The following is a 24,105-nucleotide window of genomic DNA, read 5'->3' as shown; positions in this document are numbered from 1 at the left end:
TTAGTGTATAAATCCTGAAAAATCTTTATGTTCTTCTTTTTGAAGTTCTTCTTTTGATAGTGATTTGAAGTAATTGTAGGTTAACTTCATACCTTCTGTCCTGTCTATTTTTGGTTCCCAGCCAAGCAGTTCTTTTGCCTTAGTTATATCGGGCTGACGCTGTAATGGGTCATTTTCCGGTAATTCTTTGTATATAATTTTTTGTTTTGTCCCTGTAAGCTTTATAATTTCTTCTGCAAAATCTTTTATTGTTATTTCATCAGGATTACCAATATTTACAGGATAGTTATAATCTGAATGCAGCAGCCTGTATATACCTTCTACCTGATCATCTACATAGCAAAATGAACGGGTTTGCATTCCGTCACCAAAAACAGTTAAGTCCTCTCCACGAAGTGCCTGTCCTATAAATGCAGGTATTACACGACCATCGTTAAGGCGCATGCGAGGGCCGTATGTATTAAATATTCGCACTATTCTTACCTCAACACCATGAAAGGTATGATATGCCATAGTTATTGACTCCTGAAAGCGTTTTGCCTCATCATAGACGCCTCTGGGACCTATAGTATTTACATTGCCATAGTAATCTTCGGTTTGTGGGTGTACTAAAGGGTCTCCATATACTTCAGATGTTGAAGCTATTAATATTCTTGCTCCTTTTACTCTTGCCAAACCTAAGAGGTTATGCGTTCCTAATGAACCTACCTTTAGCGTTTGTATTGGTATTTTTAAGTAATCTATAGGGCTGGCAGGAGAAGCAAAATGCAATATATAGTCTAGCTTACCGGGTATGTTTACAAACTTGGTTACATCATGATGGTAAAACTCAAAGTTTTCTAACTTAAAAAGGTGCTCTATGTTTTTAAGATTTCCTGTAATAAGGTTATCCATCCCAATAACATAAAATCCTTCTTTTATAAACCTGTCGCATAGGTGAGAACCTAAAAAACCGGCAGCCCCTGTTATGAGTATTTTTTTCATAATGTTTTTTTATCTGTAACTATACCGGATGGTAAACCGGTATTAAATAGACAATAAAATATAGCAAAGAAAACTACACCTCTTTGTCTCCATAAAAAAGATTCCGTCAAAAATAAACTTATCATTAATACCGAGAAAGCAATATGAACAAAATCTTTTCTTTTTAAAGCATTTACAAAACTAATAATAAGCATTATTACCAATAATAAAAAGCCTATAACTCCCAGTTCGGCAAAGGTTTGAATGTACTGGTTATGAAAGTTTAATTGATTATAGGGTACGCCTGATTCATCTGCATGGGTTAAGTTATGCTCTATTCCCTTCTCTTCTATTTTATCACTCGATGCATTCATACCATAGCCTGTAAAGAATATATTATCATCTTCGAGCATTTCTGTAAATATTCTTGCCTGATATAATCTGAACGAAGCTCCTGTAAAGTTTTGATTTTTATTAAAGGTATCAGTATTCCATGCTTCATTCATATTTATTACCTGTACACCATAGTCCGAAAGGGGGGTTGATGTTTTATTATAGACAAATTCATTGGCTATTACATTATTTATTTTTGTAAAATAACCTACCGAAAATGAAATTAATAAAAATAAGGCTGTTGCTGTATAGCGTCCTCTTTTAGTAAGTTTAGAAAAGAAAAGAAGATACACTCCTATTATTATCATAATAGTGAGAATAATAATTTTTGAAGATAGTAAAAACAGAAAACCTATAAGAAAAGCCAGTGTTACATAGCCCCAAAATGTTTTACTCTTTTTGGCTAAAAAGTAGAAGGCGGCTACTGACACTAATGCTGAAAGATAAATTGCATTAATATCATTAGTTGCTAACTCGTGGTAAAAAAACACATTTATATTACCTGTATTTTTATATCTGTATATTGCTCTTGCTATAAGGAAAACTGCTACTAAGCAAAGCCCTAAACTGTAATTTTCCAGAACTTTACCTATAGATTTTTTAGTTAACTCTTTATTGAAAAAAAAGATAATGGGTATAAATAATAAAGGTGCTTCTCTGGGTAACATCCTTAAAGTGTCTTTAGTACTTACAGTCCATAGTAACGATAGTACCATTAAACAAAAAAGCAGTAGGGGTGGTAACAAAGCCTTGTGTAGCTTTACATTCCTTTCATTGTACGAAAGGAAAGAATATAAAACAAAAAGTATTATACTGGCACTATTATAAGCATAACCCAACGGTATAGTTAAAAGGCATGCCGAAATAAAAAATATTAAGGTTTTCCTGCTTGGGGTTAAACCTATTCTTTTTAATAAAGTAGTTCGCGAAAAGGTATGGCGATCTTGCATTATAATACTGTTACTTAAATTTTCTATACGTTTCCTCTAACAATGTTATGGTATTATGTATATTATAGTTTTTATTAAAAAGCTGCTTTGCATTTACTCCCATCTGTGCTCTCAAATCATTATCTCTAAGTAATAAAATAACTTTGTCTTTATAATTCTCAACATCTTCATTATCTATAACATATCCGTTATAATTATTTTGTACTAAGTCTTTATTACCATCGCAATTACTTACTACACATGGCTTTCCCAATGATAGTGTTTCAATAACGGAATATGGTAACCCTTCGTACCTTGAAGTAGATATATATAATTTTGATTTACTTATTATAGAAAAAACATCGCTACGGGAAGTCCATTCCAGTAATGTTATATTTTCGGTAAGATCCAGCTTTTGTATTAAATCCTGTACTTTTTGTAAGTCTTCACAATAATGCCCAACACCCATAATTACTAAGTGTATCGGTACATGTTTTTTTATTTCGTGTATAACTCTTATAAGTAAAAGTGTATTTTTTTGATAGCTTGGTCTGCCAACTGTACAAATATAGTTATCCGGCCAGGTTTGTTTTATAGAAAGTGGTGCAAGGTTATTTACTGGTTCTACACTATTACTAAATAATAACACCTTTTCTTTTTTAAAACCAACCTCATTAACAGCCCTCTCTACTTCTGATTGTGAAGTTGCCAATACAGCTGTATTGGTACGGGTAAAAAACCTTTCTATATTAAAAAATGCTTTGTTTTTAACAGTGTTAGATGCGCTTAAATACGAAAAAGCATGAGGTGTATATAAAACCCGTATTCCTGCCATAATACCTGCAAGCCTACCTACTATACCTCCCTTAGCGCTATGAGCATGCACTACATCCGGTTTAATTTTTTTAAGCAGTTTGTATGTCTTTATAACAGATGATAAATCTTTAATAATAGAAATTTCTCTAAAAATGGGTATTTTATAATCCTCTATTAATCTCCCTGATTTATCTCTAAAGGGTTCTTTAGCATCATTTATACTATGTATAACTATGCTTTCAAATTCATCATCATTTATATTATTCAAAAGTAACCTCAGGTAAACGTCTACACCACCTACAGCATTAAGAACATGTGCTACTTTAAGTTTCCTCATTATACCTGTAATTATTCATGGATAAGAATGCGGCAAATATACTAAAAATGTAACAGCCCACTTGGCGGTGAAACACATTCTCAACCATCAGAAACATTGCAAAGGCAATTATAATAGAAACATAAAAAAAGTTGTGTTTTATATGCTTTAAAAGCAATAGTAAAAAGCTAACAAAAAGTAAAAGACCTATAATACCCTGAGATAACAAAATATCCAGATATTGATTATGGGTATTAAATTTTTCTGACAGGTAATATTCTTTTTTAGAGGGGTTATTAGATATTACTGTACCATAACAGTCAAGAAGATTATTTTCTATTTCTTTATTGGTTTGAAAACCAGTAGCCCAACTAAATGAACTTTGATTTACCATACCTGCTGCACAAGGCCATATTATAAGTCTTGGCTCATAATCAGATGCTACTTCTATTGATTTTTCCAGGTTTTCTTTAATAAAAAAACGTTCTGAGATATTACTATTAAATATAAATAAGAAAACAAGAAATACTAATGAACCGATAACTATAAGTACTTTTTTCCCTATTCCTAAAGTTGAATAAAATAAAATATATATGCCTAATATTCCTATTAAGCTTAAAAGGGAAAGCCTTGCTGCTATAATAACTATAAAACCTACTGCCAAAGTTGCACTTAATAATAAAGCAGTACGGTAAGGTGGGTAATATTTAATAAGGTTGAGAGAAAGTACAGTACCCAAAACAGCAAAAAAACCGGCATAAGGTCTTTCCATTATTAATAGCTCATTTACTATACTACCACTGTTAAACGGTAGTTCTCCATAACTTAAATAATGCATTACAATAAAAACTATACTGGTCAGTATTGTTATGTTTACTATTGCTACAGAGGCTATTTTTATAAGTTTAAAATTTTTGACTTTTAAAGAAAGTAATGGTATAAAAAGTAATATAATATACTTTTTGAAATAAGAACTTTCAGCAATAATAGTTTGATTTATAGTTGCTTTTATAAATATGAAAAATAAAAAAGCATATAATATTACTATTGGTGTTTTTAAAAGCTTTTTAAAATTTACTTCTTTATATGTTATTATAAAGAATAGCCCTAATATAGGCAACAGTATATTGGGTAATGCTTTAGAAAATGGTAAACCCAAAAGCAACAGCGCAAAAATATAGTCGTAACTGTTATCTATTATTTTTTTCATTTTTTGACTTTACTTTTAACGTATAAAAGCAGCTTATTTGGCATAAAGTAAAGCACAAAACTTCTTAATAAGCCATATATAGGGTAAAAGCCAAAATAAAAGTTATCCCATATTACCTTTATCCTGCTTGCAACTTGTTGTTTCCTTTTTTGCATAGATATTCCATTAGGATTTACTTCATATTGCACAAGAAACTGTTGCAAATTAGCTACTTTATATTTTCGGGTTATTGCAATAAAATAACCGTAGTCTTCTGCTGAAGGATACTTAAGCGGATAAAACCCTATCTCGTCAATTACTTCTTTACTAAACATTACGGTAGGGTGAATAAACAAGCAATTGAGATACATTTTCTTCTTTAAATCTTTATCATTCGCAGGCAATACATTATTAAATAATTTTTTACCTTTCATGTCAACTGCTATAACATTACTGCCTAAAAGTTTAACATCCGGGTGTTCTTTCATGTACTTTTCCTGAATTGCGAACCTATTACCTATACATATATCTCCACAATCTAAACGGGCTACATATTTATATTGCTCTTGGGTATTTATAAATTCTAGTCCTTTATTTAATGCATGTTCTATACCTAAATTTTTTGGCAAATAAATAAAATGAATATCTCCATTGGCTTTAAAAGCACCTTTAACATCTGATTCATTAAATTTTTTCTCTATACTACCATCATCAACAATAACAACATCAACATTTTCTGTCTTATTAATTGATTCCAAAGACTTTATAAGACCTTCAGGGCTATTATAGTGCGGTATCAGTACTATTATTGTGTTCATTATTTTTATTTGTTGCTCCTGATAGTTTTATTAATATAGCTAAACAGAGCCAAAAGCCATACATGCGAAAAGTATCTGTTTGCATCCAATTAATTGCAAGTCCTATAAATGTTATAAAAAGGGTTATTGCTAATATTTTTTCTTCATCTTTTAAGGTGCGTAGCAGCTTCCAGGATTTAAATATTAATAAAGTAATAAATGTCAAAAACAATACTATGCCAATAGTTCCTGTTTCTGCCATAAGTCTGGTATACATATTAAAGCCTGGTGGGAAAGATTTTTCTTTTTGATTTTTATAAAATATCCTAAACTCATAATTGTCTTTCGTTGCCCACATAGGGTATTCATACCTCGAGTGATAGGATTGCTGTCCAAAACCTACACCTATAATGGGGTTTTTTTTATATACTTGAAGTGAAGCGTATTGAATACCAAACCTTGATTTATTCGAGATGCTTTCTGTAAGGTTATCACTAAAATTAAGCGACTCCAGTTTTGTTTCTACCGATTTTATAACTTTTTCTGCGTTAATTGCTAAAAGTAATACTACAGCAATAGCCGAAAAGCTAAAGAAATAAATAATATACCTTTTATACTTAGGGTTATTAAACAATATAACCATAAATATAAATAACTGTAATGTTATAATAATAAGTGCAGTACGCGACCCTGAAAAATACGTTAGGAATAAAACCATAAGTATTGGGACAAACCTTGTAACCTTCTTTTCGGTAATAATATAACTAAACATCCAACCTGCTATAGTAATAAGAAAAATTGCTAAAAAAGGAGGTTCGTATGCTACAGATGAAATCCTTTGATAGTGTATATGCACATCTATAAAAGGGAAATAGTTAAAAAGCTTAAGTATATTATAGGCAGGATAAAAATTAAATACTACTACCAATGTTTCTAAAAACCCATATATAAAGGCTACTATAAGAGTGTATAAAAATACACGTCGTATTTTTATAAGTATTTCACGGATTTCCATTTCACGGATTACATTCCAGTACAAAGCAAAGAAGATACCCGATGAAAGTATAATTGAAAAATATTGCCTTATAAAACGGTTTATTCCTCCTGTCTGCTTAAAATAGTTACTATAAACAGTATCAATATTTAAAATAGTCGCTATTATACACCACAGTAAAAAAAGTATAAAAACCTGAAGGTAAGGGTTTTTTAGGGGTATTTTTATAGATCCGCTAAACAATAATACTCCAAAACCTGCCATTAAAAATAAAGCTCCCGCCTCGCTACTATATTCCCCAAGCGCAGGTATACCCTCATACGTATTAAAGGGAAAGAAGAATATCCCTATAAAGAAAAGTATGGTATAAAGTTGTTTAAAGCTCATTTAAGTTACCCTGTAATCTTTTTATTAATTTCTCTTCTTGCATACCAATACATACCTATATTTATAAATATATGTGTAAGCAATAATGCAACGGCAGTACCTTTATAATCATATTTAAATGTTAGAAACAAATTAAGCATAATATTTAATACTACTGCCGCAGAGATTACTTTAAAATATAAATTATCCTTACCAAGTGTAAGTAATATCTGCTTACCAAACATATTATCTATAAAAGTTGATATAGGTATAAATAAAAGTATACGGAAAATTAATACGCTGTTTTGCATTTTATCTCCGTATATAATATCTATAATCCAATCAGCAAAAATAAAGGTTGGTATAAGTATCGCTAAAAACAATAATGTACCTACTTTACTTATTTTTACAATATCTTTATAAGTACCTTCTTTATCTTTCAAAATATTTTTAGATATGTGCGGAAATAACGCCAAACTAAGCGGTACACAAATGTTACCGATAGCTCTTGCCAGTTTTTCGGCAGAAACAAAATACCCTACCGTTACCTTACCCGATATAAAGCCTAATAAAAGTGTATTGGTATTTGTAAAAAGAGATATTTTAAGCTCCGAAAGAAATAAATACCTACCCAATATTATTTGTTTTTTTATCTTTTTAAACGGCTGTCTTTTAAAAGGTATTTTAAATAACTTTCTTACATATATTAATGATATTATTCCTGCCAGTATATAACCGCAAGCTGTAAATAATGGTGCCAGCCAATAGTCTTCAGGTTGCTTTACAAATAAAAATATAGCACCCGTAAACACTATTTTAGAAAAGAAATTAATATAAGTAATGTACTTCATTTTTTGTATGCCCTGAAAAAACCATACGGGAAATAGTGCCAAACCTACCACATTACCAAAAGTAAGCATGTAAACCAGCCAGTTTTCATTAAAAAACGGCACTAAATACAGCATTAAACAAAATGCTATAAAACTTACTACTAAGAGAAATATTTTGGTAGAAAAAACATCATTAAAAATTTCATGCAGTTTTTGTTCATTATCTGCATTTAAAGAAATTTCCTTTGTTGCCGTCATATTAAAACTGTACTCTGTAAATATCTGAAAATAGTAAATTACTACAGCTGCCAATAATATTAACCCATACTCTTCTTCATTTAAAACTCTTACCAAATACGGATAAGTAAATAAAGGCAATAGGAGATTTAAACCTTGTAAAACAGATAATGAAAAAAAGTTTTTTACAACTGTTTTCTTATCCTCTGAATTTATTAGTTTATGGATTAGCTTTTTTATCATTATTTATTCTGTAAAACTATCTAAAGCTTTTTCCCAATCTGATATCTGTAAATTAAATGTAGTTTTAATTTTACTTTTATCCAGTACACTATAAACAGGTCTTTTAGCAGGTGTCGGATAGTCCGTAGTAGTTATTGGTTTAACGTCAACTGATATAGTGTTGAATTCAAATATTTTTTTGGCAAAATCATACCAAGTAGCAACACCTTCGTTACTGTAATGGTATGTACCGTACTCTTTTTTACCGCTTTCTATAATCTGCAATATTGCTTCGGCAAGGTTATTAGCATTAGTAGGTGTACCTGTCTGATCATTCACTACACTTAACGCATCTCTTTCTTTACCCAGCCTAATCATGGTTTTCATAAAGTTATTCCCATATTCCGAGTATAACCATGATGTCCTAATGATGTAATGCGCTGCAAGTATCTTTTCTATCTCCTGCTCGCCTTCGCGCTTGGTCTTGCCATACACTCCCTGAGGGTTGGTTTCATCTTCCTCCGTATAAGGCATATTCTTGTTGCCATCAAATACAAAATCCGTTGAAACATGTACCAAGGTAGTATTATATTCTTTGCAAACCTCGGCAAGATTTTTAGCTCCGGTTACATTTACTAAATGTGCTTTTTCAGGCTCGCTTTCGGCTTTATCGACAGCGGTATAGGCTGCAGCATTAATGCAAAAATCAGGCTTAAGCCTGTTAAATACCTCCTGTAGATTTTCCTTGTTGGTTATATCAGCTTCCGCAGAAGAAGCAAAATGGAACTGTAATGTACTATGCTTTGGTGCTATTGCCTGTAATGCCTGCCCTAACTGTCCCGATGCTCCTGTTACTAATACTACCATACAGGTCTTGCATTTTCAAAGTTAGGCAATACAGTATCTTTTGCCGAAATGATAAATTCCGACGCATCCATACCCCAATCGATACCAATAGTAGGGTCATTATACCTAATACCGCCTTCCGATTCTTTATTGTAAAAATTATCGCATTTATAGAAAAATGTAGCTGTTTCGCTTACTACCAAAAAGCCGTGTGCAAAACCACGCGGTACAAAAAGCTGTCTTTTATTTTCTGCTGTAAGCATTACTGCTACGTGCTCGCCGTACGTAGGCGAACCGGGACGTATATCTACCGCTACATCCAGCACTTCGCCCTGCAATACTCTTACCAATTTTGCCTGCGCATGCTCTCCTGTTTGGTAATGCAGCCCACGCAACACCCCGCGTGTAGAAAACGACTGGTTATCCTGCACAAAATGTACTTTTAAGCCTGTTTCCTGCTCAAAGCGTTTCTCATTATAGCTTTCCATAAAGTAGCCACGCTCATCGGGTATTACATTGGGTTCAATAATAAAACATCCTTCCAGTGGGGTAGGTATTGCTGCCATTTTTTATTTATTCTATTATGCTTAGCAAATGCGTTCCGTAACCGCTCTTTAAAAGCGGTTGTGCAAGTGCTGTAAGTTCTTCTTTTGTTATATAACCCATTTTATAGGCTGCCTCTTCTATTGCGCCTATTTTAAGCCCTTGTCGTTCCTCTATAACCTGTACAAACTGCCCTGCCTGCATTAGTGAGTTAAATGTACCAGTATCCAGCCACGCAGTGCCCCTGTCAAGGATGCTCACTTTAAGATTACCGCGTTTCAGGTATTCCTTATTCACATCGGTAATTTCAAGTTCGCCACGGTGGCTTGGTTGTATATTGGCGGCTATTTCCAGCACATCATTATTATAGAAATAAATGCCCGGTACGGCAAAGTTCGATTTTGGTTTTTCAGGCTTTTCTTCAATAGAGAGGGCATTGCCGTTTTTGTCAAAATCTACCACGCCGTAACGCTCAGGGTCATGTACATGATAAGCATAAATAATACCACCTTCGGGATCGTTGTTAGACTGTAATAAATCAGCGAGACCTGTTCCATAAAATATATTATCACCCAGTATCAATGCTACTTTATCATCTCCCACAAATTCTTTTCCTATAATGAATGCCTCTGCAAGCCCGTTAGGGTGCTCCTGAACGGCATATTCGAAACGGCAGCCCAACTTGCTTCCATCGCCTAACAGGTGCTGGAAAAGCGGTAAATCGTGCGGAGTAGATATAATAAGTATTTCCCTGATACCTGCCCACATAAGAGTAGATAACGGGTAGTATATCATCGGTTTATCATAAATAGGCATAAGCTGTTTGCTTACGGCAAGCGTAAGTGGGTGCAGCCTTGTACCTGAACCTCCGGCTAATATTATTCCTTTCATGCTATTTTGTTAGTTTCTGTAAATACCATTCTATGGTTTTTACAATTCCTGTTTCAAAATTTTCATTGGCTTCCCAACCGAGTTCATTCTCTATCTTATCAGCATCTATAGCATAGCGCAGGTCGTGCCCCGGTCTGTCAGTAACAAAAGTAATCTGGTCTTTGTAGCTTCCTTCTGTCTTTGGGTACATTGTATCAAGCAGTTCACATATCTTATTAGCGATATATAAATTATTGCGCTCATTTCTCCCCCCTATATTATAGGTTTCGCCTGCCCTGCCTTTTTTATATGCCAGTTCTATACCTGTACAATGGTCTAACACATATAACCAATCGCGGATGTTTTTACCATCGCCATAAATAGGAATATTTTCTCCAGAAACGGCTTTTCTTATAATGGTAGGTATCAGTTTTTCCTGATGCTGTTTTGGTCCGTAATTATTAGAACAATTGGTAGTAACTACATTCATACCATAGGTGTGAAAATAGCTTCGCACAACCATGTCCGATGATGCCTTAGAGGCACTATACGGGCTGTTTGGCGCATACGGAGTTTGCTCTGTAAACAAGCCTGTTTCGCCCAATGTACCGTATACCTCATCGGTAGAGATATGATGGAAACGACAACCTTCGTACCCTGCTCTATATTTATTAGGTGCATCCATCCAATGCTGCCTTGCGGTTTCCAACAGATTGAAAGTACCCAATACATTGGTTTTTATAAAGGCTTCCGGTCCTGAAATGGAATTATCCACATGCGACTCTGCAGCAAAGTGTATTACGCCTTTAAAATCGTATTCTCTAAACAACTCTTGTAAAAAAGCCCTATCACAGATGTCGCCTTTTACAAATTTATAATTCGGGTTATTCTCAATTTCTGTAAGGTTATCCAATGTACCTGCATATGTAAGCAGGTCAAGGTTTACCACAAAATAATCAGGGTTTTCGGCAAGAAAATGCACTATAAAGTTTGCTCCTATAAAGCCTGCTCCTCCTGTTATTAATATTGTTTTGTTCATATTAGGCAGTAAACTGTTTTCTCTTATTCGTTTGTCTTTTATAATAAGATATAAACATAGTAATGCCAACAAATAGGAAGAAAAATAGTATCGGAATTATAATTTTCATTCTTCCCGCAGTAAGCGATTTTTTCTTACCATTGATTGTTGTTCCTATATTTTTTATGATGTCAGAATAGTTAACTAAGTTTACCATATTTTCATTTTGCTTTTCCAGCAACCTGTTCTTAGCTTTTACTAATTCATCCAACTCTGTATTATTATTATAATATACTAACTTATTAGCTCCTTCTATTTTATTTGAAAGCCCTTCGAAAACGCCATCTATATGCTCAATAGAAACTTTATTTGCAGCTATTTCAGCATTAAGTCTCTCTTTATATTTCGTCTGAATTTCTTTAAAATAACTATCTGAATTTAAATAATTTAATATTGGTTCTGTAACGTTTTCTTTTGTAGAAGTTCCTCTGGTTGTAATTGTAATAGTGTGTCTGCCGTAATTACGGGCAGTAGGCATATCTTCAAGAGTTTCTTCCATTTTCCCATTTTCAGCTATTACACGAAATACCTCAAATTTTATTCTGTTTCTGTCATCTTCATCATCAATAAAATCATATATCTCTACTACAGGCTCTACCTCTATCTCAACTATTTTTTTATCTATTCCTACCTCATTTAAAAATTCACGATCTCCTTCTTGAACTTTTTTATTTAAAAGGTCTACCGTTTCGTATAAATAATCTACACTCTGAAAGTTAGGAACAACTATTAGCTTATGCTCATAAGGCTTTTCTCCTTGATCCATATAGTAACCAAGTGCCCCACCTGCTACTAAAATAATAAGCAACCATATTATGTTACGCTTAAGGAAAAGTATACCGTCAAAAAAAGAATCGTTTACACGAGAGATGTATTTTTTTATTTTCACTGATATTATAGCTAAATCTACCTCCTGATTTTGACTATTATTTCTTTGGTTTTCCATATGGTTTATATACAGTTAAAAATTTGTTCCAGTATTTTTATTGTTATTAAATAGGTAGGTTTAACTCCTGTTGTACCCAAGCCACCTGATGCCAGTGTACTGCCTGTTTCCAGTGGGTTATCCGACGCATAGTAAGCATAGCGTACTTTTACATCCGGGTGTATACTTTTACGTATTTTAGAAGCTGATTGTATTGCTTTTTGATAATAAGCTCCCTCCATTTCGAGACCTATTACACCCCAAGTAGAATCATGGAAAAATTTAAGTAAATCTTTATTTTGTAATGATGTACCTAATACCGTAATCATAGAGCCACTGTATACCGGTATGCCCTCCCCGTCAAACATTTTGGCGTTCAATTCATTTTCAAAAGGGTAATTATCTCCTGTACCTTCGTTTATGTGTGCTGAAGGTATCATTATATCGCCTTTATTACCTTCCAGTATTCCTGCTTTACCCATAATGGAAACTGACTCTACATTTACGTATGTTTCGCCACTTTCTTCTTTATATGGTTTTAGTAACTCATCTATAGTTTCATAAGCCTGCTCACCAAAAGCATAATCCATAACTATGATTACAGGCTGATTTTCCTGTGGGATATTAGCTTTAAGAAAAGCTGTTTTAGAGAAGTCTATTTTAGCGGTATCAAATATCTGAACATCAATATTTGTCCCTGAAGTATCAGGCATGGCAATCATACCGTTTTTCATAGCAAACTCTTCTACCTTACCTCTGTCTTTTCCATTACCCGATTTACTCAGGTCTTCGTAAATAGCGAAATCAGGTTTACCTTTATATTTTATCTTAAGCACATGTGATGCAAAAATCGAGTTCATTACACTGTGCATATTGGCACTAATTACGTGTATGGGTCTTTTTAAAAGTCCATTTTGTTTTAAAACTGCCTTTATATTATTTGCCCATATCTCCCCGTGTATATGGTGCCCCAGTCTTTCCCTAAGTATAGGGCTAAACGTTATTGCACGTTTAGGACCACCAAGAGCCTCATCTATTGCCAGTCTGCCCAACCAATATATTACATTTAAAAATCTGTCCGGTACGCTTTCTGTGCCAAAAGCATCATATATATCGGTTACTTCGGCAAAAGTTCTTCCTAAAATATTAGAAACGTGCGATATTGCTTTCTCACGTTCTATTAAATTCAGTTTTTTCTCCTGTAGTATAACCTGCTCCAGCTTTTGCCAGTCGCGTGTTAACTCTCCGCTTTCATCTATTAATACCCTGTCTTTTATTTTATGCGATTCTATAAATATAAAAGTAAGGTGTGTAAGTATGTCATATATATCCGAACGTCCGCGGGTTATCTCCACGTTCATTTGCTCGTCATCTATACGATAACAGTTACGTCTTCTTTTAGGCGGTACTATTGCCTGAAAATGGGATTTTGAATAGCCTTCATCAGAAGTAAGGTTAATGAAACGACATTGTTCTATACCAATAGGCAAACGCTCTATAACGTACAGTAAACCATTAAGTTCTGCTTTTTCATCAGCTATAGATCCATATATTTCAGGTCGAAGCTGTAAAAGAGCCTCTCGTAATGTTTCACCCGAAACACCCATAGGCTTATAAAACCCTCGGTTAAATAAATGCCTCATGGTTATATATAAACGCTCTATAGCCGCAGAAGATTCCTGCGAACGTGTGCGTGATATATTTTTAGTACTACTCATTCTTTTTCCTTAATTTTTACCCACAAATGTAGGATTTTATTTTTTAGAACTTTTTTAAACCCAAACTAATAATCTCTGTTATTGACTTTATATTTTATGGCTTTTACTATATTCAGCATTGTACCGTCTTTAAAACGGGATATTAAATAACCTTCATTAAACCTGTCCATCCTAATAAGGATAGTCAGGAATTTACATAGCGTAATAATATCTAAATCTTTATATACTATAGTATTTGAATTCAACATTCTACTGCCCTCTTTCCATTTCATCCAATTATAAGCAGGTGCAATATTTAAATCAGAAATCAAATCAAAAACTTTATCTACAATTTCTGCCGAACTCCAATAAGGAAATGTAATACTTCCATCTTCCAGTAAATCTCCTCCTTGTACTTTTCCAAACTCTTCTGTCTGTTCAATAACAGGGATTGTATCAAATAGTAATTGCCATTTCTCATACTTAATACTATTTAGATGTTTCGAAAAATCTTTAAGCTCAATCACGAGTGTTATAATTTTTTATTGTTCAGGGCATCCGCTATTTTCCTGTTATCACTAAGGCGGGGCAGCTTGTTTTGCCCGCCCAGCTTACCAATAGATTTCATATACTTCTGGAAACCATTTACAGCAACTTTAGTAATTACCACGGTGCGCAGTATATTACCGCTTATTAAGTCATCATAATATATGTTTTGCTTTCGCATTGCAGCATCTATTTTCAAAGCAAAGGCATCTATATCATCCGGTTCGTTTTCAAATTCTATAAACCACTCATGGTATGGTAAACCCTCCTTTGGGTTTATTTGCGGTGCAACGGTAAACTCGTTAACCCTTACGTTTGTACCCTGCATAGCTTCGTTAAGAGCGCTTTCTACCTCTTTGCCTATAACATGTTCCCCAAACGCCGAAATATAGTGTTTTATCCTTCCTGTTACTATTACCCGGTAAGGATCTTTACTTGTAAACTGAATAACATCTCCGGTATTGTATGCCCATAGCCCTGCATTAGTAGAAATAATCAAAACATAATTTATACCTATTTCAACTTCGCCTATGGTATAGCGTTTTGGGCTTTCGGTAAAAAACTCATCCGATTTTATAAACTCATAGAAAATACCTGAGTTTAGCAGTAACAGCATCCCTTTTTCGCCTTGCTTATCCTGATAAGCAAAGAAACCTTCGGAAGCAGGGAAAAGTTCTATACTGTCTACTTTTCTGCCTATTAAGTTTTCAAATTTAGCGCGATAGGGTTCATAATTTACCCCTCCGTATATAAACAGACTGAAATTCTTGAATAAATCGCCTACTTTTTTCTTGCTCTTTTGCTGTAAACGCTCAAAATACATTTGCACCCACGAAGGTATACCAGATATAACACTCATATCTTCCTTCATCGTTTCATCTACTATAGCATCTACTTTGGTTTCCCAATCGTCTATAATATTGGTTTCCCAGCTTGGCATACGGTTACGTTGCAGGTATTTAGGCACATAGTGTGCCACTATACCACTAAGACGACCAAATTTAATTCCGTTTTTTTCCTGTAGCACAGGGCTGCCTTGAAGGAAAATCATTTTACCATTTACAAAATCGGCTTTGCCCGTTTCATAAATATATAATAGTATGGCATTTCGGGCTGCCTGTATGTGGTAAGGCATTGACTCCTTTGTTAGAGGGATAAACTTAGCCCCGGATGTTGTACCAGATGTTTTGGCAAAATAAATAGGTTTTCCTTCCCACAATACATCTTCTTCTCCTGCTACTGCTCTGTCTACATATTGTTTTAACCCTTCGTAATCTCTTACAGGTACATGCTTGGCAAAATCAGCATAGTTATTTATTTCGCTAAAATTATGGTCTTTACCAAAAGCAGTATCTGCTGCCTGCGTAATCAGGTTATTAAAAACCTTTTTTTGGGTAGATAATGGATTTGCTGACCATTTTTTAGTGTCGTTATATACCTTTTGGGCAAATAATTTAGCAGCAAATGATTTTATTGACATGACTGGTGAAATTACAGGATTAAAATCTTTTTTTAAGCTCCCTTTCGGTGGTAATAATAATGTAAATAAAGCCCAATATCATTAAAGCTAAACCAACATACATAGTAATTTCATAACCCTCTAGGTAGAAAAGGTCTATTATACCAAATAATATCAGGACTATACTTAGCCATACCATTCTAATGGCTGAATATCGCTGGGCAAAATACCAGGACTCTTGTGACTTCATTGACCTGGAAGTCCTGTAACCATATAAATGATTTATATCTTTTGGTGGAAACTTGAATAGTATTAAAGCAGTTATTAAAAAGATTATACCTACTAAAAGCGATATATTGGAGGTAATAATAGTAAAAATATTTTCCATATTACTCGAAATCTATGTATTGTGTTGGGTTTATAGGATAACCGTCTTTCCAAAGTTCAAAATGCAAATGCACTCCTGTAGACTGTGCTCCTGTAGAACCTGCTAAAGCTATTACCTCTCCCGAACGTACTACATCACCCTGCTCTTTGGTTAAACTGGCTGCATGCTTGTAAACTGATATAATACCATCGTTATGGCGTACTATTATTACGTTACCATTAGTTGGTGTCCAGTCTGCAAAAAGAATAGTTCCTGATGCTACTGATTTTATAGGCGTATCTTTCGCCAACGCTACATCAACCGCGAAATGTTTGTTTTTAGAACTGTATGGTTCTGTAATATGCCCTTTAACAGGAGCAAAAAGCACTAAGTTTACTTTTGGCTTGGCTCCTTCAAAAAGATTATATTTATCTTCAAGGGCTACCTCTTCACGCAATTTTATTTCTGCTTCCGATGGTTTCGACTCTATTACTACCTCATCTTTATTATCCGGCACGTATACCGAATCGCGACTAAGGTTGGTTTCATCTAAATCTCCCGTAAGTACTTTTCTTATGGAGGCTATATAAGCCTCATTAGCTGCCATTTCCTGCTTTAAAGAATCGGTTTCTATAGCATTTTCCTTAGCTTCACGCTTTAATTGTGTAGAGGAATATCCCGGTATGTACTCCCTTAGCGGTGTAAATGCCACTACCGAAATGGTAAGCGCTATCATTATAATACTTACCGATGTAAGTACTACAAACACATTCATAAGGTTAAGTTTGAGCGAAAATTTTTCCTCAAAATTATCCTCATCCAGTATAACAAGCCTGCTTTTATTAAAAAGCTTTTTCTTAATTACCTGTCTTTTAGCTTTAAGTTTCTTTTTAGGCATCGCAACTATTTAATTGAACAAATATAATAATACCCCAAAGGAGAATGAAATTTTAATAGCATGTAAAGCTCATGTTTACCAATTAAGTGTAATTTAACGAAACCGTAAGCAAATAATTGCCGTAAATAATTGTAACGAATCATTTTATAGTTACATTTGTATAATTAAATACTTTTAAGTTTATAAAAATTTTTAGCCATGGGAAGAATGGGTTTTACAGAATGGGCAATTATTATTGCAGTAGTACTTTTATTATTCGGCGGTAAAAAAATACCTGAATTAATGAAAGGACTTGGCTCGGGGATTAAAGAATTTAAAAATGCCGCGAAAGATGAAGAAGGTCAGCCTAGTTCTAGCAAAAAACAACAAAGCCAAGAAGACAATAAACTGTAATTTTATATAACAGCCTAACGATACTATAAAACCCTGTAGCAAAAGCTATGGGGTTTTTTGATTTAATTTACTTTCAGTTTTTAATATTAAACTGTCATTGCGAGGAAGCATGACGAAGCAATCTAAAAAAGATTGCCACGCTCCATTTCATTACGCTCGCAATGACACGTAACCCATAACCTGTGTAACTATATTATCATACTCAACGCTACCCGTTTGCGGGCTTCATCAACTTCTATCACTTTTACCTGAACATGTTGGTGTAGTTTAACCACTTCGTTTACATCGCTTACAAAACCTTCTTTTAGTTGCGATATGTGTACCAATCCGCTTTCTTTAATGCCCACATCTACAAAACAGCCAAAGTTGGTAATGTTATTTACAATACCCGGTAATATCATACCTGTATGCAAATCGGTAATTGATTTTACATTTGGGTCGAATTCAAACATTTTAGCCGACTTTCGCGGGTCAAGTCCCGGTTTTTCAAGTTCTTTTAGTATATCTTTCAGTACCAAAACCCCTACCTGTTCGGTAGCATAAGTTGATGGGTTTATTTTAGCAATGGCTTCCTTATTCGAAATTAAATCTGAAGTTTTTAGTTTCAAATCCTTTGCCATTTTTTCAACAATAGCGTAGGCTTCGGGGTGTACCGCACTATTATCTAACGGATTTTTAGCATTGGGTATGCGCACAAATGCTGCTGCCTGCTGATAGGCTTTTTCGCCCAGTCGGGGTACTTTTTTCAGTTGTTTTCTATCTTCAAAAGCACCGTTTTCACTACGGTAGTTTACTATGTTTTCGGCGAGCTTCTCCCCTATTCCCGATACATAACTGAGCAATGCTGTACTGGCAGTATTCAGGTTTACCCCTACCGAATTAACGCAACGCATCACTACGGTATCCAGTTCTTCTTTAAGTTTAGTTTGATCAACATCGTGCTGATACTGCCCTACGCCTATGGCTTTGGGTTCTATTTTTACGAGCTCGGCAAGGGGGTCGCTAAGCCTGCGCCCAATAGATACCGCTCCCCTAACGGTAACATCATAATTCGGGAACTCGGCACGGGCAATTTTTGATGCGGAATATACCGATGCCCCCGCTTCGCTTACCACAAATACTTCCGGTGGCGTATCCCACGCTATTTTTTTAATAAAATGCTCGGTTTCGCGGCTTGCCGTGCCGTTGCCAATGGATATCGCCTCTATTTTATAGGCATTAACCATACTGCGGATTTTTTTCATGGCAACAGCCGACTCTTTTTGCGGCGGGTGCGGAAATATGGTTTCGTTATACAGCAAGTCGCCTTTTTCGTCGAGGCAGACTACTTTACACCCCGAACGATAGCCGGGATCTATTGCCATTATGCGCTTTTCGCCCAACGGTGGTGCAAGCAGTAACTGCCCTAAATTATCAGCAAATACTTGTATTGCTACGGCATCGGCTTTGGCTTTTGCCTCCTGCAATACTTCATTGCTAATGGCGGGTGCAAGCAGGCGTTTATAACTGTCGGCTATGGCTTTTTGCAGGTGTGCTGTGGTTGCTGCATTCGGTTTTTTGATGATTGACTGCTCCATAAGGTCGAGCACCTCATCGTTATCCACTTCTATTTTGAATTTGATGATACCCTCTGCTTCGGCACGGAGTATTGCCAGCAGACGGTGCGATGGTGCTTTGGCCAGGTTTTCGCTCCAGTCAAGGTATTGCGAAAATTTCTGCGCTTTTTCAGGGTCGGCATCTTTAACGGGTTTGGTAGTAATTGCCGCTTTGCGGCCGAAAATACGGCGCAAGTTTTTACGGATGTACATATTTTCGTTAATCCACTCGGCTATAATATCGCGTGCGCCTTGCAGTGCCTCGTCTTCGTTGGCAACTTTATCGTTCAGGTACTTGCCTGCTATATAGTCGATATCATCGGCGTTTTGTGCCATGATTATTTTTGCCAACGGTTCCAATCCGTTTTCGCGGGCGGTGTCGGCTTTGGTTTTTCGGCGTTTTTTATAGGGCAAGTACAAGTCTTCCAGCTCCGTAAGGTCGAAACTGTTATTGATTTTATCCTGTAATTCGGGTGTAAGGGCATTTTGCTCCTCAATGCTTTTTAATATGGCTTCTTTACGCTTTATAATTGCCTCATAGGCTTGGTTGAGCTTCGCTATCTGCTCTATTACTACCTCATCTAAGTTACCGGTTTTGTCTTTACGGTAACGGGCTATAAAGGGTATGGTGCAGTCCTCATTAAGGAGTTGTAAAGTGCTTTGTATACTTTTGGCTGATGCTGCTACCTGAGCAGCTATATATTGGGTATGGGTCATGCTTTGTTATTATAATGCACAAAGATAACGGGATATTATGAAAGCAATGAATAATGATTCTCTATGAAATAAGAATCGAATGTAATTTCTCCATTATTTTATCTTTATTATGATTAATATTATTTCTTAATTTTTTTTGTTTAGAAGTTAAATTTAAAACCTCATCTAAAATTTCTTTTTGTCCGTTTTTATTTATTTTTGGAAATTTTAGCTTTTTTAATAAATCTAAACTCAAATTATCTCTAATTGAACCTGTAGTAACTATATCTATATACATTTTGTAAAAAGGACTCTTTATAAGTTGTATAAAAAACTCAGAATCCATTCCTATAATATCAAAAACTATATAGGCAGGACTTACATAACTATTATCTAATTCATCTGTAACTATACCTATACTCCCTACATTAATTCTATATGGATTGTAAACAATATTTCCTTTTTTAACAACTTTATAAGCACTCGTAAACTCCTCTCCTTTTCTAAACTCATTAAATATTACTCCTTCATTATTTGTTACAGAAAGTATTCTATATTCAATATCTAATTCTTCATCCGTTTTAGGAAGAAATCTTTGACTCCTATCAATAATTTTATTTTCAAGACTTTCAAATTTATTTAATAAATTTTGAGAATTATTCTTGAAAAAATAATAACTAGTATCTAATCTGCTTTCTATGTCCTTAAAATCGATAATAAAAGAATTTTTAAGATTTCTATTTTTTCCTCTTATATTGGAATTATCAATTCTAAATGATTCTTTATCTCTATAATATTTAGAAGAAAAATCTATCAAATTTATTAATTTATTATCTATATCTGAACGATTATTGTAATCTTTTATTAATAAATCTAAATCTGTATCTAATCCATCATTTATAATTCTACCATTAGGTTCAAAACCAATATATTCAGCTTTTCCCATAAAAATAGAATAATTGAATTCTTCATATTCCTTTATAATATCTGAACTTTTTACTGATATAAATTCTTCATCATATTTTTTTTTCTTTTCAGAAGTAAATTTTTGTAAATATAAAATACTTGTCTTTATAGTTGGAACGCCAGATTGAACAAAAGTATGTGTAGGTAAATCAATTATAGCCCTAATCTCTGCTTCACTATGTAAATAATCTCTAACATATTTATAGCTTTCATTACTAAGTATTCCAGAAGGAATTACAATTAACATTTTTCCTTCTGGTTTTAATAATTTTAGACCCTTTTCTAAAAATAAAATTTCTGTTCTTTGAGATTTTCTTTTAACTAATTTACTTCCAAGAATATAATTTTTTAATATAGATTCTTTTTTTTCTTTACTTCCAAACGGAGGATTAGCTAATATAACTGTGCATCCCGAACTTTTATCATTTGAATTATATTCTTTCAAAAAATATTCCTTGCCATCTTCATCTTTCGTATCAAGAGAATTACCTCTAACAATTCTTTTTCCATCCCCCCACATCATCATATTTATTTTAGCCGTTCTTGCGGCTCTAGGTTCTGCATCAATTCCAAAAATTTGTTCTGTTTTTAGAATCTCTATAAATTCATTTTTGCTTACACCAATTTTTGACCACATACCACTTGGCATTTGATTAGTCAAATCAATCATTCGTTCAAAAGCCTTAATTAAAAAACCCCCGCTACCACATGCAAAATCTCCGACTATATCATAAATAGATATATCTGCAAGATTAGTCATAAAATTAACAATAGATCTAGGAGTAAAAAATTGCCCTAAACCTTTACCTCTAAGTTGAGTGGGTAAAAATTCTTCAAATGCTCTACCTTTAATATCAATATCAGTCTTTAATTGAAAATTTTCAAGTCTTTCCCATACTGCATAAAAAGTTTCAAAAGATAAATTTATTTTAGAATCTGCATCAAAAATTTCACTATAATTTTCTTCTATAGATTTTTTAAACCACTTATTTATGTATGATATTCCACCTTGCTCCAGATAATTTTGCTCTTCTATCAATTTATTTAAATTTAATGGATTATTTAAATTTTTTAAAATCCATTCTTCTTGATAAAATTTCAAACATAATATTTTACTAAATTCATCAAATGAAGCTCCAGGATCTAATTTGTCTCCATCACGAATTATATTATGTATATTTCTAAAATATCTTCTATAATCTTTTATCTTCTCATAATTAACCTCTGTCGATTGATTAGCCCTTAATGATAAAGAATTTAAAACTTCATAGTAAGATATCAATTGTCTGACTCTATTCCAATTGCTAGAATCAAGTTCATCTATATTACTCTCAATTATATTTACTTTGGAATTTCCATAATACCCTCTTAGTACAAATGCTTTACCATTAGTAAGTACACTATATCTTGATTCAAGAAAAAATGCGTAACTATCAACCTGCGAAATTCCTGATTGTATGGTTTCAGTTGGCTTTTTTGCTTCAACAACAATTAATGGCTTTTTATGTTCAGAATGTGTAACTACTAAATCAGCATATTTAATTTTCTTTTCCCTTCCAAAATTCATTTTTACTGGATAATCCCAACTCAAACAGCTTTCAGGATACAAAAGAATATCTTTAAATAGCTTATTTATTAGATTTACCTCGACATCTCTTTCTGTTTTATAATTACTCATATTTATGTTAAAAATATCTATTTGGTAAATTTATGATATTATTTTAATCCTGAACAATAAAATCTTTAGGATCTTCTTTTTTGTATTCGGGTTGTATGTTCACGTGGTTAATATGGAACTTTTCGAACAGTACTTTTTCTATTTTATGTAACAGCTCGTTAAACTGCGATAGGGTTATATCCTCGGTGCAATCTAAATGGGCTTCAAGGTGCAGTTCTTCCTCATTTAAATGCCACACGTGTATGTGGTGCAGTTTGTTGGCTCCGGGTATTTTGTGTACTTCGTGTACAATATCTTTAATATTTATGGAATCAGGCGTAAAAAGCATTAGCATTTTAGTAGAATCGCCCAACAGCTTCACTCCTACTATTATCAGGTAAATGGCTATTAACAGTGTTAATAAACTATCTACCCAGTATATCTGGAAGTACATCATTAACAACCCGCCTATTAATACGGCTACCGATGCCATCATATCGGTAAGCAGGTGCAAATACGCCGATTTCATATTCAGATTATGGTTGGCATCGTCTTTTAATAGTAGTACTGATATTCCGTTGGCTACTATACCCAGTACTGCCAGCCATATTACAAGTCCCGGCTTTATAGTTACAGGGTCTATAAAGCGTTCTATAGCTTCGTAAACTAAATATATGGCTACACCTACTAGTGTTATGGCGTTTATAAAGGCTGCTATAAGTTCCGAGCGTTTAAAACCGAAAGTTTGGGAAATAGTTGCCTTGCGCCTGGATAGCTTATGCCCTATATAACTTATTACCAGCGACAATACATCGCTAAAGTTATGCAGCGCATCGGATAGCAGCGCAAGGCTTCCCGAAATTATGCCTCCTACTACTTGTGCGACTGTTATAAGCACATTTAGCAATATGGAATACATAAGCTTGTTTCCACTAACATTATGTTTATGTATATGATGGTGGTGTCCGCCCAAAATTTAGTTTTTTAGCGTTTTTATTTTCGTTTCAGTAGGTAATTATGAGTTATTAACAAGGTATCTTGTTCACTCTGTTTTGGTGTCTTCCGCCTTCAAACTCGGTATTTAAAAAGGCATCTACCATACCTATTGCCTGCTGTACAGAGGTATAACGTGCCGGTATGCTTATAATATTAGCATCGTTATGCTGGCGTGCCAGCTCGGCAATTTCTTTAATCCAGCATAGTGCAGCTCTAATACCTTTATGTTTATTAGCCGTCATTGCTACTCCGTTACCGCTACCGCAGATGATTATACCAAAATCGGCAGTACCATTAGCAACGTCTTCCGCTACCGGATGTACAAAGTCAGGATAGTCTACACTATCAAAAGAATCGGTACCGTGGTTAATAACTTCAATTCCTTTTTCTTCAAGGTGTTTTACAATGGCTTTTTTGTAGTCAGGACCTGCATGGTCATTACCAATAGCTATTTTCATTTTTACTGTAGTGTTGTGTTGTTTATTCGGGCAAAGTTACCAAACAATATTAAATGGTTGGCT

22 protein-coding genes are annotated in these 24,105 nt (G+C 34.1%); 1 reads left to right on the top strand and 21 read right to left on the bottom strand.

The window, feature by feature from the left end:
* The 17 genes from IEW45_RS08655 to IEW45_RS08575 form a co-directional block, all read right to left on the bottom strand.
* Complete coding sequence (locus IEW45_RS08655; protein ID WP_188620847.1) at positions 1–984, bottom strand: UDP-glucuronic acid decarboxylase family protein; 984 nt, start codon at positions 982–984, stop codon at positions 1–3.
* Positions 981–2,306 (bottom strand): O-antigen ligase family protein, encoded by a 1,326-nt coding sequence (locus IEW45_RS08650; RefSeq protein ID WP_188620846.1) that lies wholly within the window; start codon positions 2,304–2,306, stop codon positions 981–983. The genes IEW45_RS08655 and IEW45_RS08650 overlap by 4 nt, the downstream gene beginning before the upstream one ends.
* Before the next feature lie 10 nt (positions 2,307–2,316).
* Positions 2,317–3,438, bottom strand: a complete 1,122-nt coding sequence (locus IEW45_RS08645; protein ID WP_188620845.1) for a glycosyltransferase — start codon at positions 3,436–3,438, stop codon at positions 2,317–2,319.
* Positions 3,425–4,627 carry an O-antigen ligase family protein gene (locus tag IEW45_RS08640; protein ID WP_188620844.1) on the bottom strand — a complete coding sequence of 401 codons (1,203 nt, stop codon included), beginning with the start codon at positions 4,625–4,627 and terminating at the stop codon, positions 3,425–3,427. Before IEW45_RS08640 ends, IEW45_RS08645 begins: the two co-directional genes overlap by 14 nt.
* Positions 4,624–5,424: a glycosyltransferase gene (locus IEW45_RS08635; protein WP_188620843.1), complete on the bottom strand. Its 801-nt coding sequence runs from the start codon at positions 5,422–5,424 to the stop codon at positions 4,624–4,626. The genes IEW45_RS08640 and IEW45_RS08635 overlap by 4 nt, the downstream gene beginning before the upstream one ends.
* Positions 5,390–6,784: an O-antigen ligase family protein gene (locus tag IEW45_RS08630; RefSeq protein WP_188620842.1), complete on the bottom strand. Its 1,395-nt coding sequence runs from the start codon at positions 6,782–6,784 to the stop codon at positions 5,390–5,392. The genes IEW45_RS08635 and IEW45_RS08630 overlap by 35 nt, the downstream gene beginning before the upstream one ends.
* Positions 6,785–6,789: 5 nt before the next feature.
* A complete protein-coding gene (locus IEW45_RS08625) occupies positions 6,790–8,073 on the bottom strand; it encodes a flippase (RefSeq protein ID WP_188620841.1) in 1,284 nt (427 codons plus the stop codon).
* A 3-nt stretch (positions 8,074–8,076) separates the two neighbouring features.
* Positions 8,077–8,919, bottom strand: coding sequence for a dTDP-4-dehydrorhamnose reductase (gene rfbD / locus IEW45_RS08620; protein WP_188620840.1), 843 nt, complete (start codon positions 8,917–8,919; stop codon positions 8,077–8,079).
* Entirely contained in the window at positions 8,913–9,464 is a 552-nt protein-coding gene (gene rfbC, locus IEW45_RS08615) for a dTDP-4-dehydrorhamnose 3,5-epimerase (RefSeq protein WP_188620839.1), read from the bottom strand. Before rfbC ends, rfbD begins: the two co-directional genes overlap by 7 nt.
* A gap of 7 nt (positions 9,465–9,471) precedes the next feature.
* Positions 9,472–10,332, bottom strand: a complete 861-nt coding sequence (rfbA, locus tag IEW45_RS08610) for a glucose-1-phosphate thymidylyltransferase RfbA (RefSeq protein WP_188620838.1) — start codon at positions 10,330–10,332, stop codon at positions 9,472–9,474.
* A gap of 1 nt (position 10,333) precedes the next feature.
* Positions 10,334–11,350, bottom strand: coding sequence for a dTDP-glucose 4,6-dehydratase (gene rfbB / locus IEW45_RS08605; protein WP_188620837.1), 1,017 nt, complete (start codon positions 11,348–11,350; stop codon positions 10,334–10,336).
* A 1-nt stretch (position 11,351) separates the two neighbouring features.
* Positions 11,352–12,335, bottom strand: a complete 984-nt coding sequence (locus IEW45_RS08600; RefSeq protein ID WP_188620836.1) for a hypothetical protein — start codon at positions 12,333–12,335, stop codon at positions 11,352–11,354.
* Positions 12,336–12,340: 5 nt separating this feature from the next.
* The gene (locus IEW45_RS08595) at positions 12,341–14,032 is read right to left on the bottom strand and encodes a DUF6909 family protein (protein ID WP_188620835.1); all 1,692 of its coding nucleotides are present in this window, start codon (positions 14,030–14,032) and stop codon (positions 12,341–12,343) included.
* 65 nt (positions 14,033–14,097) lie between these two features.
* Positions 14,098–14,538 (bottom strand): DUF6508 domain-containing protein, encoded by a 441-nt coding sequence (locus tag IEW45_RS08590; protein WP_188620834.1) that lies wholly within the window; start codon positions 14,536–14,538, stop codon positions 14,098–14,100.
* Between the two features lie 5 nt (positions 14,539–14,543).
* On the bottom strand, positions 14,544–16,037 hold the full coding sequence (locus IEW45_RS08585; RefSeq protein WP_188620833.1) for a GH3 family acyl-acid amido synthetase: 1,494 nt from the start codon (positions 16,035–16,037) through the stop codon (positions 14,544–14,546).
* Between the two features lie 19 nt (positions 16,038–16,056).
* Complete coding sequence (locus IEW45_RS08580; protein ID WP_188620832.1) at positions 16,057–16,404, bottom strand: SdpI family protein; 348 nt, start codon at positions 16,402–16,404, stop codon at positions 16,057–16,059.
* 1 nt (position 16,405) lies between these two features.
* Positions 16,406–17,281 (bottom strand): M23 family metallopeptidase, encoded by an 876-nt coding sequence (locus tag IEW45_RS08575; RefSeq protein ID WP_188620831.1) that lies wholly within the window; start codon positions 17,279–17,281, stop codon positions 16,406–16,408.
* A gap of 198 nt (positions 17,282–17,479) precedes the next feature.
* Here IEW45_RS08575 and IEW45_RS08570 point away from each other — a divergent pair, with 198 nt between their 5' ends.
* On the top strand, positions 17,480–17,674 hold the full coding sequence (locus IEW45_RS08570) for a Sec-independent protein translocase subunit TatA/TatB (protein WP_188620830.1): 195 nt from the start codon (positions 17,480–17,482) through the stop codon (positions 17,672–17,674).
* Positions 17,675–17,862: 188 nt separating this feature from the next.
* On the opposite strand, the gene IEW45_RS08565 is transcribed toward IEW45_RS08570, so the two are convergent.
* The 4 genes from IEW45_RS08565 to rpiB form a co-directional block, all read right to left on the bottom strand.
* On the bottom strand, positions 17,863–19,986 hold the full coding sequence (locus tag IEW45_RS08565) for a Tex family protein (protein WP_188620829.1): 2,124 nt from the start codon (positions 19,984–19,986) through the stop codon (positions 17,863–17,865).
* A 61-nt stretch (positions 19,987–20,047) separates the two neighbouring features.
* A complete protein-coding gene (locus IEW45_RS08560; protein ID WP_188620828.1) occupies positions 20,048–22,609 on the bottom strand; it encodes an N-6 DNA methylase in 2,562 nt (853 codons plus the stop codon).
* Between the two features lie 43 nt (positions 22,610–22,652).
* A complete protein-coding gene (locus IEW45_RS08555) occupies positions 22,653–23,507 on the bottom strand; it encodes a cation diffusion facilitator family transporter (RefSeq protein ID WP_188620827.1) in 855 nt (284 codons plus the stop codon).
* A gap of 106 nt (positions 23,508–23,613) precedes the next feature.
* A complete protein-coding gene (rpiB, locus tag IEW45_RS08550; protein WP_188620826.1) occupies positions 23,614–24,042 on the bottom strand; it encodes a ribose 5-phosphate isomerase B in 429 nt (142 codons plus the stop codon).
* Positions 24,043–24,105: the final 63 nt, after the last annotated feature.

The organism is Flavobacterium suaedae, assembly GCF_014642915.1.
Taxonomy (GTDB): domain Bacteria; phylum Bacteroidota; class Bacteroidia; order Flavobacteriales; family Flavobacteriaceae; genus Flavobacterium; species Flavobacterium suaedae.
This window is presented reverse-complemented; position numbering and strand designations above follow the sequence as displayed.

Bases quoted from the DNA above. Each gene is read 5' to 3' on its own strand.
- IEW45_RS08640 (WP_188620844.1), bottom strand. From the start codon at position 4,627: ATGAAAAAAATAATAGATAACAGTTACGACTATATTTTTGCGCTGTTG.
- rfbC (WP_188620839.1), bottom strand. From the start codon at position 9,464: ATGGCAGCAATACCTACCCCACTGGAAGGATGTTTTATTATTGAACCC.
- IEW45_RS08600 (WP_188620836.1), bottom strand. From the start codon at position 12,335: ATGGAAAACCAAAGAAATAATAGTCAAAATCAGGAGGTAGATTTAGCT.
- IEW45_RS08585 (WP_188620833.1), bottom strand. From the start codon at position 16,037: ATGTCAATAAAATCATTTGCTGCTAAATTATTTGCCCAAAAGGTATAT.
- IEW45_RS08630 (WP_188620842.1), bottom strand. From the start codon at position 6,784: ATGAGCTTTAAACAACTTTATACCATACTTTTCTTTATAGGGATATTC.
- rpiB (WP_188620826.1), bottom strand. From the start codon at position 24,042: ATGAAAATAGCTATTGGTAATGACCATGCAGGTCCTGACTACAAAAAA.
- IEW45_RS08575 (WP_188620831.1), bottom strand. From the start codon at position 17,281: ATGCCTAAAAAGAAACTTAAAGCTAAAAGACAGGTAATTAAGAAAAAG.
- IEW45_RS08555 (WP_188620827.1), bottom strand. From the start codon at position 23,507: ATGTATTCCATATTGCTAAATGTGCTTATAACAGTCGCACAAGTAGTA.
- IEW45_RS08645 (WP_188620845.1), bottom strand. From the start codon at position 3,438: ATGAGGAAACTTAAAGTAGCACATGTTCTTAATGCTGTAGGTGGTGTA.
- IEW45_RS08570 (WP_188620830.1), top strand. From the start codon at position 17,480: ATGGGAAGAATGGGTTTTACAGAATGGGCAATTATTATTGCAGTAGTA.
- IEW45_RS08565 (WP_188620829.1), bottom strand. From the start codon at position 19,986: ATGACCCATACCCAATATATAGCTGCTCAGGTAGCAGCATCAGCCAAA.
- rfbD (WP_188620840.1), bottom strand. From the start codon at position 8,919: ATGGTAGTATTAGTAACAGGAGCATCGGGACAGTTAGGGCAGGCATTA.
- rfbB (WP_188620837.1), bottom strand. From the start codon at position 11,350: ATGAACAAAACAATATTAATAACAGGAGGAGCAGGCTTTATAGGAGCA.
- rfbA (WP_188620838.1), bottom strand. From the start codon at position 10,332: ATGAAAGGAATAATATTAGCCGGAGGTTCAGGTACAAGGCTGCACCCA.
- IEW45_RS08560 (WP_188620828.1), bottom strand. From the start codon at position 22,609: ATGAGTAATTATAAAACAGAAAGAGATGTCGAGGTAAATCTAATAAAT.
- IEW45_RS08595 (WP_188620835.1), bottom strand. From the start codon at position 14,032: ATGAGTAGTACTAAAAATATATCACGCACACGTTCGCAGGAATCTTCT.
- IEW45_RS08625 (WP_188620841.1), bottom strand. From the start codon at position 8,073: ATGATAAAAAAGCTAATCCATAAACTAATAAATTCAGAGGATAAGAAA.
- IEW45_RS08635 (WP_188620843.1), bottom strand. From the start codon at position 5,424: ATGAACACAATAATAGTACTGATACCGCACTATAATAGCCCTGAAGGT.
- IEW45_RS08650 (WP_188620846.1), bottom strand. From the start codon at position 2,306: ATGCAAGATCGCCATACCTTTTCGCGAACTACTTTATTAAAAAGAATA.
- IEW45_RS08655 (WP_188620847.1), bottom strand. From the start codon at position 984: ATGAAAAAAATACTCATAACAGGGGCTGCCGGTTTTTTAGGTTCTCAC.
- IEW45_RS08580 (WP_188620832.1), bottom strand. From the start codon at position 16,404: ATGGAAAATATTTTTACTATTATTACCTCCAATATATCGCTTTTAGTA.